This window comes from Terrabacter sp. R4-6, assembly GCF_057529065.1.
The window spans coordinates 2,807,799-2,821,121 of the sequence record NZ_CP197224.1; the positions used below are offsets into that span (position 1 = coordinate 2,807,799).

Annotated in this window: 12 protein-coding genes; 3 read left to right on the forward strand and 9 right to left on the reverse strand. The window is 72.3% G+C overall.

The genetic code is table 11. The features are described from left to right. Nucleotides 1-38: 38 nt before the first annotated feature. From ACSSS0_RS13145 to ACSSS0_RS13170, 6 genes are read right to left on the reverse strand one after another with little or no spacing between them, the layout of a single operon-like run. Complete coding sequence (locus tag ACSSS0_RS13145) at nt 39-935, reverse strand: M56 family metallopeptidase (protein ID WP_487228331.1); 897 nt, start codon at nt 933-935, stop codon at nt 39-41. Nucleotides 936-990: 55 nt separating this feature from the next. Beyond that, on the reverse strand, nt 991-1,404 hold the full coding sequence (locus ACSSS0_RS13150) for a BlaI/MecI/CopY family transcriptional regulator (RefSeq protein ID WP_487228332.1): 414 nt from the start codon (nt 1,402-1,404) through the stop codon (nt 991-993). 11 nt (nt 1,405-1,415) lie between these two features. Then, nucleotides 1,416-3,305, reverse strand: a complete 1,890-nt coding sequence (gene cydC / locus ACSSS0_RS13155) for a thiol reductant ABC exporter subunit CydC (RefSeq protein WP_487228333.1) — start codon at nt 3,303-3,305, stop codon at nt 1,416-1,418. Then, nucleotides 3,302-4,969 carry a thiol reductant ABC exporter subunit CydD gene (cydD, locus tag ACSSS0_RS13160; protein ID WP_487228334.1) on the reverse strand — a complete coding sequence of 556 codons (1,668 nt, stop codon included), beginning with the start codon at nt 4,967-4,969 and terminating at the stop codon, nt 3,302-3,304. Before cydD ends, cydC begins: the two co-directional genes overlap by 4 nt. A 51-nt stretch (nt 4,970-5,020) precedes the next feature. Then, nucleotides 5,021-6,070, reverse strand: a complete 1,050-nt coding sequence (gene cydB / locus ACSSS0_RS13165; RefSeq protein WP_487228335.1) for a cytochrome d ubiquinol oxidase subunit II — start codon at nt 6,068-6,070, stop codon at nt 5,021-5,023. Between the two features lie 16 nt (nt 6,071-6,086). Next, a complete protein-coding gene (locus tag ACSSS0_RS13170; protein ID WP_487228336.1) occupies nt 6,087-7,565 on the reverse strand; it encodes a cytochrome ubiquinol oxidase subunit I in 1,479 nt (492 codons plus the stop codon). Nucleotides 7,566-7,739: 174 nt separating this feature from the next. Between ACSSS0_RS13170 and ACSSS0_RS13175 the strand changes: the two genes are divergently transcribed. Both ACSSS0_RS13175 and ACSSS0_RS13180 read left to right on the forward strand, forming a co-directional pair. Further along, a complete protein-coding gene (locus ACSSS0_RS13175) occupies nt 7,740-8,198 on the forward strand; it encodes a hypothetical protein (protein ID WP_487228337.1) in 459 nt (152 codons plus the stop codon). 7 nt (nt 8,199-8,205) lie between these two features. After that, the gene (locus ACSSS0_RS13180; protein ID WP_435987476.1) at nt 8,206-8,583 is read left to right on the forward strand and encodes a GntR family transcriptional regulator; all 378 of its coding nucleotides are present in this window, start codon (nt 8,206-8,208) and stop codon (nt 8,581-8,583) included. Between the two features lie 37 nt (nt 8,584-8,620). On the opposite strand, the gene ACSSS0_RS13185 is transcribed toward ACSSS0_RS13180, so the two are convergent. Then, nucleotides 8,621-8,842, reverse strand: coding sequence for a hypothetical protein (locus ACSSS0_RS13185; protein ID WP_487228338.1), 222 nt, complete (start codon nt 8,840-8,842; stop codon nt 8,621-8,623). A 188-nt stretch (nt 8,843-9,030) separates the two neighbouring features. On the opposite strand from ACSSS0_RS13185, the gene ACSSS0_RS13190 reads away from it, so the two are divergent. Next, a complete protein-coding gene (locus ACSSS0_RS13190; protein ID WP_487228339.1) occupies nt 9,031-11,088 on the forward strand; it encodes a galactose-binding domain-containing protein in 2,058 nt (685 codons plus the stop codon). Between the two features lie 39 nt (nt 11,089-11,127). Here the strand turns inward: ACSSS0_RS13190 and ACSSS0_RS13195 are convergent, their stop codons facing one another. Together ACSSS0_RS13195 and paaK are read right to left on the reverse strand one after the other, a co-directional pair. After that, entirely contained in the window at nt 11,128-11,910 is a 783-nt protein-coding gene (locus ACSSS0_RS13195; RefSeq protein WP_487228340.1) for a DUF402 domain-containing protein, read from the reverse strand. Next, entirely contained in the window at nt 11,907-13,226 is a 1,320-nt protein-coding gene (paaK, locus tag ACSSS0_RS13200; protein ID WP_487228341.1) for a phenylacetate--CoA ligase PaaK, read from the reverse strand. The genes ACSSS0_RS13195 and paaK overlap by 4 nt, the downstream gene beginning before the upstream one ends. Between the last annotated feature and the right edge of the window lie 97 nt (nt 13,227-13,323).

The following is a 13,323-nucleotide window of genomic DNA, read 5'->3' on the forward strand; positions in this document are numbered from 1 at the left end:
GCCACCCTATCGAGGCGCCCCCGTGCGAGGGCAGGCCCTCAGACGAGCGTGAGCTCGGCGATGGCGCCGAGGTAGAGCGCGAGGGGCGTCGCGACGAGGACGGCCGACACGGCATACATCATCGCCGCGACGGCGGGGACCGGCAGGCCGGCGATCCGCTCGGCGTCGAGCAGCCCGATGCGGGCGGTGGCGACGCGCGTGCTGTCGGCCATCGCCATGGCGCCGGCGGGCTTGGGTCCGCCGGCCATGGCGACGATGGCGCGTCCGGTGCTGACGGCGCCGGCGTGCCGGACCGCGGCACGGTCGGCGAGCACCTCGATGAGCAGGTGCACCTCGCGCAGGGCCGCCTCGGAGCGCAGGAAGCCGGGCATCGCCTCGTGGACGACGGTGAAGAACTCCATGACGAGGTCGTGGCGGGCACCGAGGTGGGCGCGTTCGTGCGCCAGGACCGCCGACAGCTCGTCGGGGCCGAGCCGGTCGAGAGTGCCCTGCGTCAGGACGACGCGACGGCGGACGCCCGGGACGCAGTAGGCGGTGGGGGTCGTGTGCTCGAGGACGCGCATGTGCCGGTCGGCGCCCTCGCCGGGCACGCCGAGCAGGTCGACGAGGTCACGGTGGCGCCGGCGGGCCGCGCGCAGGTTGCGTCCGACCCGGTCACCCGAGAGGAGCAGGCGCACGGCGACGACGCCGCTGAGCGCGGCGGCCACGGCGAGCGTCACCCAGTGCTCCGAGAGCCGCACCTGGCGCCCGACGAGCAGCGGGATGGCGGCCGGCGCCGCGAGCAGGGCGGCGAGCACGGCGGCGACGGCGGTCGACTGCCACAGCACGAGAGCGGCCCGTGGCGCCCGACGCAGCGACGTCGCGCGGGCCAGGACGCGCGGCACCGGCCACGCGAGCAGGACCGCGAGGACGACGAGGGCCGCGACGACGAGCACGGTCAGGTGGTGCGGCGGGCCGCGGACGGGGTCATCGGTCGGTCAGTGCTTCCAGTCAGCGCTTCGCGGCGTCGGGGCGGCGGGCCTCGAGCTCGGCGAGTGCTGCCTTGAGCTCGTCGATCTCCTCGGGCGTCGACTCGTCGAGGAAGTGCAGCAGCGCAGTGCGTCGCTTGTCGCCGGCGAGCTCGCCAAGCGTGTGGTGCAGCGACTCGGACGTCAGCTCGGCCCGGGTCGACGCAGCGGTGTATCGCCAGGCGCGACCGTCGCGCTCGCGGTGGACGAGGTCCTTCTTCGCCATCCGGTCGAGGACCGTCATGAGGGTCGTGTAGGCGAGCCCGCGCTCGACACCGATCGCGTCGTGGACCTCACGGACCGTGCGTCCCTCGGGGTGGGCGTCGGCGGTCGTCCAGAGCTCTTCGATGACGACGCGCTCGAGGTCGCCGAGACGGTTGCGGGGTGTGCTGGGCATGGCGTTCCAATCTACCGACGGGGTGGGCCGGCTTCGTGCGTGCGGTCGCCTGGGTGGCGGACCGGGACTGCGGTGGTGGAGGACATCGTCCCCGATGGCGGGCGGCGCACCTCGAGGACACGGTCGAACAGGTCGGCGCCGTCGTCGCGGTGGGTCACCATGATGATCGTCTGCGCGGGCGCGTTCGTGCCCGCCACCCTTGTCGTACCCGGTGCGCTGCCGAGCCGGGTCAGGTCCTCGACGACGGCGCGCGCCGTGGGCGGGTCGAGGTGGGCGACCGGCTCGTCGAGGAGCACGACGGGCCGTCCGCTGACGTGGGCGCGGGCGATGCCGAGGCGGGCGCGCTCGCCGCCGGAGAGCCCGCGTCCCGTCGACCCGAGCGTCGTGTCGAGGCCGTCGGGCAGGCTCTCCAGGAGAGACGTGAGACCGGCCGCGCGCAGGGCACGCTCGACGGCGGCGTCGTCGGCGTCGGGCCTCGCGAGCGTCAGGTTGTTGCGCAGGCTCGTGGCGAAGACGTGGGTCTCGTCGTCGACGACGGCGATGCGTGCGCGGGTCTCCTCGAGCGGCTGACCGAGCACGTCGGTCCCGCCGAGCCGGTAGGTCCCGCCCGACGGGTCGAGGTGACGGGCGAGCACGGCGAGCAGCGTCGACTTGCCGCTGCCGTTGGGTCCGGTGACGGCGATGCGGCTGCCGGCCGGCACGTCGAGGTCGGTCGGCGCGAGGTCGGTGCGCGCGCCGGTCCACGAGGCGGTGAGTGCCCGCGTCGTGACGTCACAGCCGGCGTATGCCGGGTGCCCGGGCCGCGTGCCTGACGTGTCGTCGGCCGCGTGGTCGGGGTCGCCCGCGTGGCCGGGGTCGCCCGCGCCGGCAGCGTGCCCGGCCTCGTCGGCGACGGCGGGCGTGAGGTCGAGCAGGGCGTCGATGCGCCGCTCGCTGCCGCGGGCCCGGGCGAGGGCGCGCATGGCGTCGACGAGCGGGGTGACGGCCTCGGAGACGGCGACCGGTGTCAGCACGAGGAGGGCCTTGACCGGCGTCGAGACGGCGAGGTCCTGGGCGATGACCGCGGTCGCGGCGACCGCCGCGCCGACGGCGACGAGGTAGAGCGAGGCGGCGGCCGCGCGACCTGCGCTGATGCGTCGGGTGATGCGGTCGAGGGAGGTGTGGGCGTCGTCGAGCCAGCCGAGCGCCGTGGCCCAGCCACCGACGGCGCGCAGCTCGCCCGACTGGTTCGCCATGAGCTCGCTGACGCGGGTCACCTCGGCGCGGGCGGCGAGCAGCTCCGGCAGGGATCGGGACTCGAGCCGGGTCGCGAGGAGGCTGATGAGGCACACGGCGACGCCGAGCCCGAGCATGACGAGGCCGACAGGCCGGGACAGCACCAGGGTGAGCGCGATGGCGATGCCGCCGGCGACCGCCGTGGAGATGACGGGCACGGTGACCCGCACCTGCGCGTCGACGACGTCGGTGAGGTCGTCGACGACCCCGGTCAGCACGTCGGAGCGGCGGCGTCGTCCGAGCCGGGCGGGCGTGAGCGGGACGAGCGCCTCGTAGGCAGAGGTCCGTCGGTCGGCGAGCATCCCGAGCGCGGCGTCGTGGCTCGTCAGGCGCTCCCAGTAGCGGAAGACAGGTCGGGCCATGCCGAAGGCGCGGACGGCGACGATCGCGGTGAGCAGGGTGAGGATGACGGGCTGCTGCGACGCCCGGACGATGAGCCATCCAGAGGTCGCGGTCAGGGCCATGCCGGACGCCGTGGCGATCCCGCCGAGCAGCCCGCCGCGGACCGTGCCCGCCGAGGGCCACCAGACCCGATGACGCGCGCCGCCGGTTCGAGGTGATGCCGGCCCCGACGTGGGGGGCGCGGTCACCTCGACGCGGGGGTCGGGCGTGGGGACGGCGCTCATCGCTCGCTCTCCTCTCCCGCGTCTCGAGGTGGTCCCGGCAGCGACGCCCCCGGGACCACCTCGAGCGGAGCGGCCAGGACGAGGTGGTGGTCGGCGTGCGCGAGCAGCTCGTCGCGGTGGGTGACGGCGACGACGACCCGGCGCTCGGCGAGCTCGGCGACGAGGGCGGCGACGTGTTCTGCGCCCTCGGGGTCGAGGTGCGCGGTCGGCTCGTCGAGCAGCAGCAGCGTCTCCGGGGCGAGCCAGGCGCGGGCCAGGGCCAGCCGTTGCCGCTGGCCGGCGGACAGGCCGAAGCCGTCGTCGCCGAGGTCGGCGGACAGCCCACCCGGCAGCGCCGCGACGACCCCGTCGACCCCGACGGCGCGCAGGGCCTCCCAGAGCTGGTCGTCGGTGGCCGGGTGGCCGATCGTCAGGGCCTGGCGCACCGAGCCGGTCGAGAGGAAGGGTCGCTGGGTCACGTAGTGCGAGGGGGGTGCCTCGACGGTGCCGGCGCCCGGGCGCCGGAGTCCGGCGAGCAGGTCGAGCAGCGTCGACTTGCCGACGCCGGAGGGACCGGTGACGACCGTGAGCCCGGGACCCGCCACGAGGTCGAGGTCCCGGACGACGGGAGCCGGCGACCCGGCATACGCGTAGGTGACGCCGGCGACCCGCACCTCCCCGACCCGGCTGACCTCCGGCGACACGACACCGAACGCGGCGTTCGGTGCGGGGGACTCGGCCACGGCCGGGGAGGGGTCGAGCTGGGCGAGGATCGCGTCGAGCGCGACGACCCCGTCGGCGGCCGCGTGGTAGTCCGCGCCGACCCGGCGCACCGGCCAGTACGCCTCGGGCGCCAGCAGGATGGCGACGAGCCCGGCGCCGAGCGTCATCGAGCCGTGCGAGAGCCGCAGGCCGACGGTGACGGCGACGATCGCGACGGAGATCGTCGCGAGCAGCTCGAGCGCGGCGGACGACAGGAAGGCGATGCGCAGGGTCTCCATCGTGGCGTGCCGGTGCCGGTCGCTGACCTCGCGGACCGTCGTGGCCTGGCGGTGGGCCCGGCCGTAGGTGACGAGCGTCGGCAGGCCGCGGACGACGTCGAGGAAGTGGCCGGACAGCGAGGCGAGGGCGGCCCAGCGGCGCTCGGTCGACTCGGCGGTGGCCTTGCCGATGAGGGCTGCGAAGACGGGTAGGAGGGGGAGGGTCAGCGCGACGACGAGGGCGCTCGGCCAGTCGACGACGACGAGCGTCGCGATGGCGAGCACCGGCACGACGGCCGCGGTGACGAGCGTCGGGAGGAAGCGGGCGGCATACGGCTCCACGGCTGCGGTGCCCGAGGTGGCCAGCGAGACGGCGGCGCCCGGCTCGAGCCGCGCGTCGGCGTCGACGGTGCCCCACCGGTGCAGCAGCGTCGCCCGCAGCGCCGAGGAGACGGAGACGCCCGCCCAGGCGGCGACCCGCTCGGTCGTGGCGGCCAGGAACGCCCGCACGAGGAAGAGCCCGAGCAGCCACGCGAGGGGAGACGTGAGGTCGGTCCCCTCGACGACCGCGACGACGACCGCCGACAGCCCGAAGGCCGTGGCGATCGTCGTGACACCGCTCGCGATGCCGGTCGCGGCGAGGACGGCGACGGGCCTCCGGGCGGCAGGGACCGCCCGGAGGAGTCGCGGGTCGAAGGGCTTCACGGAGCGGGTCCTCTCGATCTGTCGGACGGGCTGGTCGTCTGGACCAGAAGGTCAGCGGGAGACGGTCTCGCGCGGTGCGTCCTCGGGAATGTGCTTGACGGTCAGGCGCTTCCGGAAGACCCAGTACGTCCAGCCCTGGTACATCAGCACGATCGGCGTGAAGATCAGCGCGACGATCGTCATGACCTTGAGGGTGTAGTCGGTGCTCGACGCGTTCGCGATGGTGAGGTTCCAGTCCGGGTTCGTCGAGCTGGGCATGACGTTCGGGAAGAGCACGAGGAAGTACGTCGCGACCGCCATGGCGATGGTGACGGCCGTGCCGATGAAGGCCCACCCCTCACGTCCCGCGCGGTTGGCTGCGAGGGCGCCGAGGAGGGCGGCCGCCGCGACCACCGTGGTGACCCACGAGGCGAGCTTGCCGTCGGTGAGGCCGATCCAGAGGAGCAGGGCCACGGCGAGCACGGCGGCGACGAGCCCGACGCGCTCGGCGATCTGCCGCGCCTCGTGACGGATCTTCCCGTCGGTCTTGAGCGCCACGAAGATCGCGCCGTGGGTGAGGAAGAGCGCCACGAAGACGAGACCCCCGAGGAGCCCGGCCGGGTTGAGCAGCGTGAAGAGGTTGCCGGTGAACTCCTTGTTCGCGTCGATCGGCACGCCGCGCACGATGTTGGTCATCGCGACACCCCAGAGGAGCGCGGGCACGAGGGAGCCCCAGAAGATCGCCAGGTCCCAGCGGGCCTTCCACCGTGCCTCGGGCCGCTTGTGGCGGTACTCGAAGCCGAGGTTGCGCAGGATGAGCGCGACGAGGATGAGCAGCAGCGGCAGGTAGAAGCCGCTGAACAGCGTTGCGTACCAGTGCGGGAACGCCGCGAACGTGGCGCCACCGGCGGTGAGCACCCACACCTCGTTGCCGTCCCAGACCGGGCCGATGGTGTTGAGCAGGACGCGGCGGCGCTTCTCGGCGTCGACGGCGTCGGACGCGTAGCGCTTGCCGCCGAGGACGGGCAGCAGCATGCCGACGCCGAAGTCGAACCCCTCGAGCACGAGGTAGCCCGTCCAGAGGACGCCGAGGACGATGAACCAGAAGGTGGCGAGATCCATTGCAGCTCAGCCCTTCTCAGTAGGCGAAGACGAGGGGTGCGTCCTCGTCCCGGTCGGCGGGGTCCTGCGGCTCCTCGAAGGGCTCGGCCCCCTTGCGGACGTAGTGCAGGAAGAGCTTGATCTCGACGACGGCGAGCGCTCCGTAGAGGAGCGTGAAGACGACCATCGACGTGATGACCTCGCCCATCGAGACGCTCGGGGAGACCCCGTTGGCCGTCGTCATGAGGCCGAAGACGAGCCACGGCTGTCGGCCGACCTCGGTGAAGATCCAGCCGAAGCTGTTGGCGAGGACGGGAAGGAGCGGAGCGGCCAGGGCGGCATACGTCAGCCACCTCGCCGTCGGCGTGCGTCCCTTGCGCGTCATCCAGAGCACCGCGATGGCGATGAGCGCCGTGACGATGCCGAGCCCGATCATGAGACGGAACGTCCAGTAGGTGGTCGGGATGTTGGGGACGAAGGCGGTCGCGACGTCGGCCACCCGGGGGTTGCCGCTCGCGCCGTACGTCTTGGCGTACTCGGTCTTGAGGTCGTTGATGCCGCGCACCGCGCCCTGGAAGTTGCCGGTCGCGAGGAAGCTGAGCAGGCCGGGGACCTCGATGATCGCGTTGGCGTGCGAGCCGTCGAGCGAGCCGACCGTGAGCACCGAGAAGGGTGCTCCCTCGCCCGCGGGGACGGACTCGTAGAGCGCCTCGGCCGCCGCCATCTTCATCGGCTGCACCTCGGTCATGATCTTGCCCTGGACGTCGCCGGTGATGGTGACACCGATGGCGGCGACGAGCGTCATGACCGCGCCGATGCGCGTGGCCGTCCGGTACATCGGGGCGTCGGTCCGGGCCACGTCCTGTGCGTCGTCGACGGCGCGCTTGGCCTCGCGGCGCATCAGCCAGAGCGAGACGCCCATGACGACACCGGCGCCGGCCATGTAGGCGGCGAAGATGACGTGCGGGAAGGTGACGAGCTGGACCTTGTTGGTGAGCACCGCGAAGAAGTCGGTCAGCTCGGCGCGGCCGCTCGCGGCGTTGTACGTGTAACCGACCGGGTGCTGCATGAAGGAGTTGGCGGCGAGGATGAAGTACGCCGACAGCACCGTGCCGATGTGCACGAGCCACATCGTCGTCGCGTGCAGCTTCTCGGGCAGGCGCCCCCAGCCGAAGATCCACAGGCCGAGGAAGGTCGACTCGAGGAAGAAGGCGAGCAGGGCCTCGACGGCCAGCGGCGCGCCGAAGATGTCACCGACGAAGCGCGAGTAGTCGCTCCAGTTCATCCCGAACTGGAACTCCTGCACGATTCCGGTGACGAGACCGAGCGCGAAGTTGATGAGGAAGAGCTTGCCGAAGAACTTGGCCAGCCTCATCCACTGCGGGTTGTGCGTGCGCACCCAGGCGGTGTGGAAGACGGCGACGATGAGGGACATGCCGATCGTGATCGGCACGAAGAGGAAGTGGTACACGGTGGTGATGGCGAACTGCCACCGTGCCAGGTCCGTTGCACCCATGGGGGCTCCGCGAGGTCGCTCCAGAACTACATGACGTAGTAGATGCTAGCCGGTGGTCGTGCGCCGGACGGCCATGCTGTCCAAGGACGTGCGTGACGCCGCTCACGCGTCGCCCTTGACGTTCTTTGTAGCAGTGGATTAAATGATTGCGACAAAGTCAGGGAAGGGCTCGGCATGGATGCTCGCGTCGTCTCGTGGTACCTCGGGCCGGTGGTGCTGCTCGCGCTGGTCGTCAACCTCGCGCGGTGGCTCGGCTCGCGGCGTCTCGACGCCTTCGCGTCCCGGGCCCGCCGCCGGGCGACGCTCGGCTCCGTCGTCGGAGCACTGCTCGCGTATGCCGTCGTGCTCGGAGGCGTCGACCGTGCCGTCGCGTCGTCGTCCGACGAGGGCGCCACCGCGCACCCGGCCGTCCCTGCCCTCGCCGCGGTCGCGGGGATCCTCGTCGGCGCACTCTTCGAGCGGTGGGTGCCGCGCCTGGCCCGGCCTGGACGCAGAACGTCGCCTTCTCCCTCATCGCCCTCGGTCTCGTGGCCCTGGTCGTGGCGCTCTGCTCCCTCCTGTGGGGCGCGCCTGCCGTGCCGCGGTCGCACCGTGCGGCTGAGTCCGTCGCCGGGAACCTGCGGGTGGAGGTGACGTCCCGGTGACCGACGACCTGCGCATCGTCGTCGACCTCGAGGTCGCCGAGCCCCCCTTCGAGCAGGTCCGCGCGCAGCTGGCCGGGCTCATCGCGACGGGTCGTCTCCTGCCGGGCGACCGGCTCCCGACCGTGCGGGCGCTCGCCGCCGACCTCGGCCTCGCCGCCAACACCGTGGCGCGCGCCTTCAAGGAGCTCGAGGCCGCCGGTCTCGTCGAGACGCGGCGGCGCGCCGGCACCGTCGTGGCCTCCGGGGAGCACACGGCCGACGTCGCCGTCATGGCGCTCGCGGCAAAGTTCGCCGCGGCTGCCCGCGACGCGGGACTCGACGCCGCTGCAGCGGTCGACCTCGTCCGGGCGGCGCTGAAGGCGCAGACCGGCTGAGCGGTCGTATGCCGGGTCGCCGGGTCAGGCGTGCAGGTCAGGCGTGCCGGGCGGGCTGGGTGCCGAGCGGTCTCTGGGCGTCGTTGCGTGAGAGCGGGATCGGCCGGCGCAGCGGGTGCAGGAGGCGGCTCGTGTCGATCCGGCGCGACCGGTCACGACGGCCCGTGCGTGCAACGGCCGGGGCGGGCGCGGTGGCCGGCCGGGTCGTCTGCACGGCCCAGGCTCCGGCAAGGCGTGCGGCGTGTGGAGGGAGGCCCATGACGTGCTCCTTGTGCTCCTCGTGCTCGTACGGCTCGCGGAGTCTGCGAGCCTCGACGGTCAGAGTGGAGGGTCGCGACGGTGATACGTCATGCCCGCGGGACGGCATACGTTCTCGGCGCGCGCAGCGCCCTTACCGGTGGTAACTTCGCCGGAATCAGGAGACCCTCACTCCTCGGGGAGGCTTCGATGACGAAGCGCTGGTTCCGGGCCATCCGTCGACCTCTCGTCGCCGCCGCGGCTGCTGCCGTGGTCGGGGCGGCGGGACTGAGCACGGCCGCCGCCGCAGGTGATCCGTACACGCCGGTCAACCCGCAGAGTCCCGACTCGCAGGTCGACGTCACGGGACCGCCGTTCAGCGGCACGCAGCCCGACGGCACGGTGCGCGGCTACGTCGACGCGCACACCCACCTCATGTCGAACGTCGGTTTCGGCGGCAACATCGTCTGCGGGGCGACCTTCAGCGCCAACGGAATCGCCGATGCGCTCAAGGACTGCGACAACCACTACCCCAACGGCCAGGCCGCGCTCATCGAGAACCTCACCAACAAGTCCGGCGGCAACCCCCTCGCCACCCACGACCCCGTCGGCTGGCCCACCTTCGCCGACTGGCCGGCCTGGAGCAGCCTCACCCACCAGCAGATGTACTACAGGTGGGTCGAGCGGGCCTGGCGCGGCGGCCAGCGGATCATGGTCGCCGACGCCGTCAACAACAACGTCCTGTGCAGCCTGCCGACCCAGGTCAACCGCTACTCCTGCGACGACATGGACACGGTGCGCCGTCAGATCGCCGAGACGATTAAGCTCGAGGCGTTCGTCGACCAGCAGTACGGCGGTACCGGCAAGGGCTGGTTCCGGATCGCGTACTCCGCCGACGAGGCCCGCACCTACGTCGCCCAGGGCAAGCTCGCCGTCATCCTCGGCGTCGAGGTGAGCAACCCCTTCGGCTGCACGCTCATCCTCGGTGTCCCCGGCTGCACCAAGGCGCAGATCGACGCCGGGCTGACCGAGCTGCACGGCCTCGGCGTGCGCTCGATGTTCCTCTGCCACAAGTTCGACAACGCCCTGTGCGGCGTGCGTTTCGACGAGGGCACGCAGGGCGTCATCGTCAACGTCGGCAACTTGCTCAACACCGGCCAGTGGTGGCAGGTGCAGACGTGCACGGGTGAGCTGCACGACCACACCGTCGCGAACGGCGTCATCCCCAAGGAGCTCGCGCCCTACCTCCCGCTCGGCCTCGTCCTGCCGATCTATCCCGAGGGGCCGCACTGCAACCCGCGCGGGCTCTCGTCGCTGGGGGAGTACGCCCTGGCCGGGATGATGCGACGCGGCATGGTCGTCGAGGTCGACCACATGAGCGTCAAGGCGGCCTCGCGCACCCTCGACCTCCTCGAGGCCGCGAACTACCCCGGCGTCGTCTCGTCGCACTCGTGGATGGACACCCACTTCACCGAGCGCCTCTACCGGCTGGGCGGATTCGTCACCCAGTACGGCCACGACGCCGACGAGTTCGTCGACACGATGCACACCGACGAGGCGCTGCGCGCGAAGTACCACGTCGGCTACGGCTTCGGCATGGACATGAACGGCTTCGGCGGCACTCCGGCACCGCGGCCGGGCTCGACCGTGACCTACCCCTTCACGACGTTGGGGAGCGCCTCGGCCGATCGTCAGGTCACGGGCCAGCGCACGTGGGACTACAACGTCGACGGCGTCCCGCACTACGGCCTCATCCCCGACTGGGTCGAGGACATGCGTCGGCTCGGCGGCCAGCAGGTCGTCGACGAGCTCGCCCTGGGCGCCGAGTCCTACCTGCGGACGGCCCGCGCCGCCCAGACGTGGACGTCGCCGACCGACCTCGCCACGGGTCGCCCGGCGACGGCCAGCAGCTACCAGTGGGACCTCTTCACCGACTTCCGCGCGCCCCGCGCCCTGGACGGCCGGCGCGACACCCGCTGGGCGAGCGCCTGGAGCGACAACCAGTGGTGGCGCGTCGACCTCGGGTCCGCGCGGCAGGTCGGCCGCGTCGTCCTCGACTGGGAGTCGGCCCACGCCCGCGACTACCGCGTCGAGGTCTCGACCGACGGGTCGAGCTGGACGACGGTCGCGAGCCGCACGGGAGCCGACGGTGGCCTCGACGTGCTCGCCTTCACCCCGACGACGGCCCGCTACGTCCGCGTCGTCGGCACGAAGCGCGCCACGTCGTACGGCTACTCGCTGTGGGAGGTCGGCGTCCAGGCCACCTGACCCGCGCCGGCGAGCCGCCGGGGCAGGTCGCGGCGAGCGTCAGTCGACGAGGTCGATGTCCCAGCGCTCGTCACCAAGGCCTGGTGCCGTCCACGTCGGTTCGGGCCGCCACCGCGTCCACTCGTCGGCGAAGGGCCAGTCCTTGGCGGCGAAGGAGGCGCGGGCGTGCTCGGCGTTGTGCCGGATGGCGTCGGCCTGCTCGGCGCTCCCGCGGCCCTGCTCGACCGCGGCTTCGAGCTCGTCGGCGTCCTTGACGTTGACCGTGCCGTCGGCCTCGATCCACAGGTCGAGCACGTGGTCGCCGGTGAACGTCTCGGTGCCGGCGCGCTGGTGGACGGTCTCGAGGTTGACGTACCACCCCTCGAACTCCCAGCGGTCGTATGCCGCCGGGTCGGCCGGGTCCGTCGGCGCACCCTCGACATCGGGGACGTCCCAGAAGAGCCAGACCGACCACGGCACCCCGACCGGGGCGATCCGCAGGATGCCGGCGCCGCGCCAGCGCGACCGGGCCTGCACCCGACGGGCGTCGCGGAGGAAGCGCTCACCCATCGGCACGTCACGCAGGTCCGAGCCGTCGGCATACCGCTTGGTCAGGTGCACGGTGCCGGGGGCGAGCCACGCGACGAGGCCGCTCTCGTCGTCGCGGACGACCCGCATCGGCGACGCGGTCTCGGGGCGTCCCGGCTCCCACGCGTGGTCGCGGTAGCGCCACATGACGACGTCGCCGGGCTCGAGGAAGGGCGGCACGCCGAGGGGACGTGCCCCGTCGGGTGCCGTGACGGCATACGGCTCGAGCACCGGCCCGCCGGACGGTGTGCTCATGCCTTCGGCCGCTCGTCGACGATGCGGCGGGCCTTGCCGATGGACCGCTCGATGGACCCGGGATCGCGCACCTCGACGCGGCACGTCGTGCCGATGCGGGCCTTGATCGTGTGCTCGAGCGTGCGGGCGATCTGCTCGGCGGCGCCGGCCTCGAGACGCTCCAGCGGCTCGACGAGCACGGTCAGCTCGACCATCCGGCCGGGCTGGGTCAGGACGCACTGGAAGTAGGGAGACAGGCGCGGGTCGGCGAGGACGTGCTCCTCGATCTGCGTCGGGAAGACGTTGACGCCGCGGACGATCATCATGTCGTCGGTGCGTCCGGTGACCTTCTCCATCCGCCGCATCGACGGCACGGCCGTGCCCGGCAGCAGCCGGGTCAGGTCGCGGGTGCGGTAGCGGATGACCGGCATCGCCTGCTTGGTCAGCGACGTGAAGACGAGCTCACCGACCTCGCCGTCGGGCAGCACCTCCTCGGTGACCGGGTCGATGACCTCCGGGTAGAAGTGGTCCTCCCAGATGTGCAGGCCGTCCTTGGTCGTCGCGGCCTCCTGGGCGACGCCGGGCCCCATGACCTCCGAGAGGCCGTAGATGTCGACGGCGTCCATCCCGGTGCGGCGCTCGATCTCCCGGCGCATCGACTCCGTCCACGGCTCGGCGCCGAAGATCCCGACCTCGAGGCTCGTCGCGGCGGGGTCGATGCCCTCGCGCTCCATCTCGTCGAGCAGGCTGAGGAAGTAGCTCGGCGTGACCATGATGACGCGCGGTCGGAAGTCGCGGATGAGCTGCACCTGCCGCTCGGTCATGCCGCCGCTGACCGGCACGACGGTCGCGCCGAGCCGCTCGACGCCGTAGTGCGCGCCGAGGCCGCCGGTGAAGAGGCCGTAGCCGTACGCGACGTGGATGACGTCACCCGGGTGGCCGCCGGCCAGCCGGATCGACCGGGCCATGAGGTCGGCCCACGTGTCGATGTCGTCCTTCGTGTAGCCCACCACCGTCGGGCGTCCCGTGGTGCCGGAGCTCGCATGGACGCGGACGACCTGCTCGCGCGGCACGGCGAACATCCCGAAGGGATAGTTGGCGCGCAGGTCCGCCTTGGTCGTGAACGGCATACGGCCCACGTCGTCGAGCGACGTCAGGTCGTCGGGGTGGAAACCCTTGGCGTCAAAGGCTTCCCGATAGTGCGGGACGTTGTCGTATGCCGTCCGCACCGTCCGCTTGAGCCGCTCGAACTGGGTGTCCCGCAGCTCGTCGACCCCGATCGTGGGGATCTCGTGGTCGGGCAGGCTCGGGCGGCTCTCGGGTGACTCCGTCGTCATGGCCGCCATTGTGTCCCACGAGACCCGGGCCCAACCATCGAGAGGCCGCCCGTTGTCCCCGGTGCCCGTCGAGAGGCGGATGGTGGCCCCCCGAGAC

Bases quoted from the DNA above. Each gene is read 5' to 3' on its own strand.
- ACSSS0_RS13150 (WP_487228332.1), bottom strand. From the start codon at position 1,404: ATGCCCAGCACACCCCGCAACCGTCTCGGCGACCTCGAGCGCGTCGTC.
- cydC (WP_487228333.1), bottom strand. From the start codon at position 3,305: ATGAGCGCCGTCCCCACGCCCGACCCCCGCGTCGAGGTGACCGCGCCC.
- cydB (WP_487228335.1), bottom strand. From the start codon at position 6,070: ATGGATCTCGCCACCTTCTGGTTCATCGTCCTCGGCGTCCTCTGGACG.
- ACSSS0_RS13170 (WP_487228336.1), bottom strand. From the start codon at position 7,565: ATGGGTGCAACGGACCTGGCACGGTGGCAGTTCGCCATCACCACCGTG.
- ACSSS0_RS13175 (WP_487228337.1), top strand. From the start codon at position 7,740: ATGGATGCTCGCGTCGTCTCGTGGTACCTCGGGCCGGTGGTGCTGCTC.
- ACSSS0_RS13185 (WP_487228338.1), bottom strand. From the start codon at position 8,842: ATGGGCCTCCCTCCACACGCCGCACGCCTTGCCGGAGCCTGGGCCGTG.
- ACSSS0_RS13190 (WP_487228339.1), top strand. From the start codon at position 9,031: ATGACGAAGCGCTGGTTCCGGGCCATCCGTCGACCTCTCGTCGCCGCC.
- ACSSS0_RS13195 (WP_487228340.1), bottom strand. From the start codon at position 11,910: ATGAGCACACCGTCCGGCGGGCCGGTGCTCGAGCCGTATGCCGTCACG.
- paaK (WP_487228341.1), bottom strand. From the start codon at position 13,226: ATGACGACGGAGTCACCCGAGAGCCGCCCGAGCCTGCCCGACCACGAG.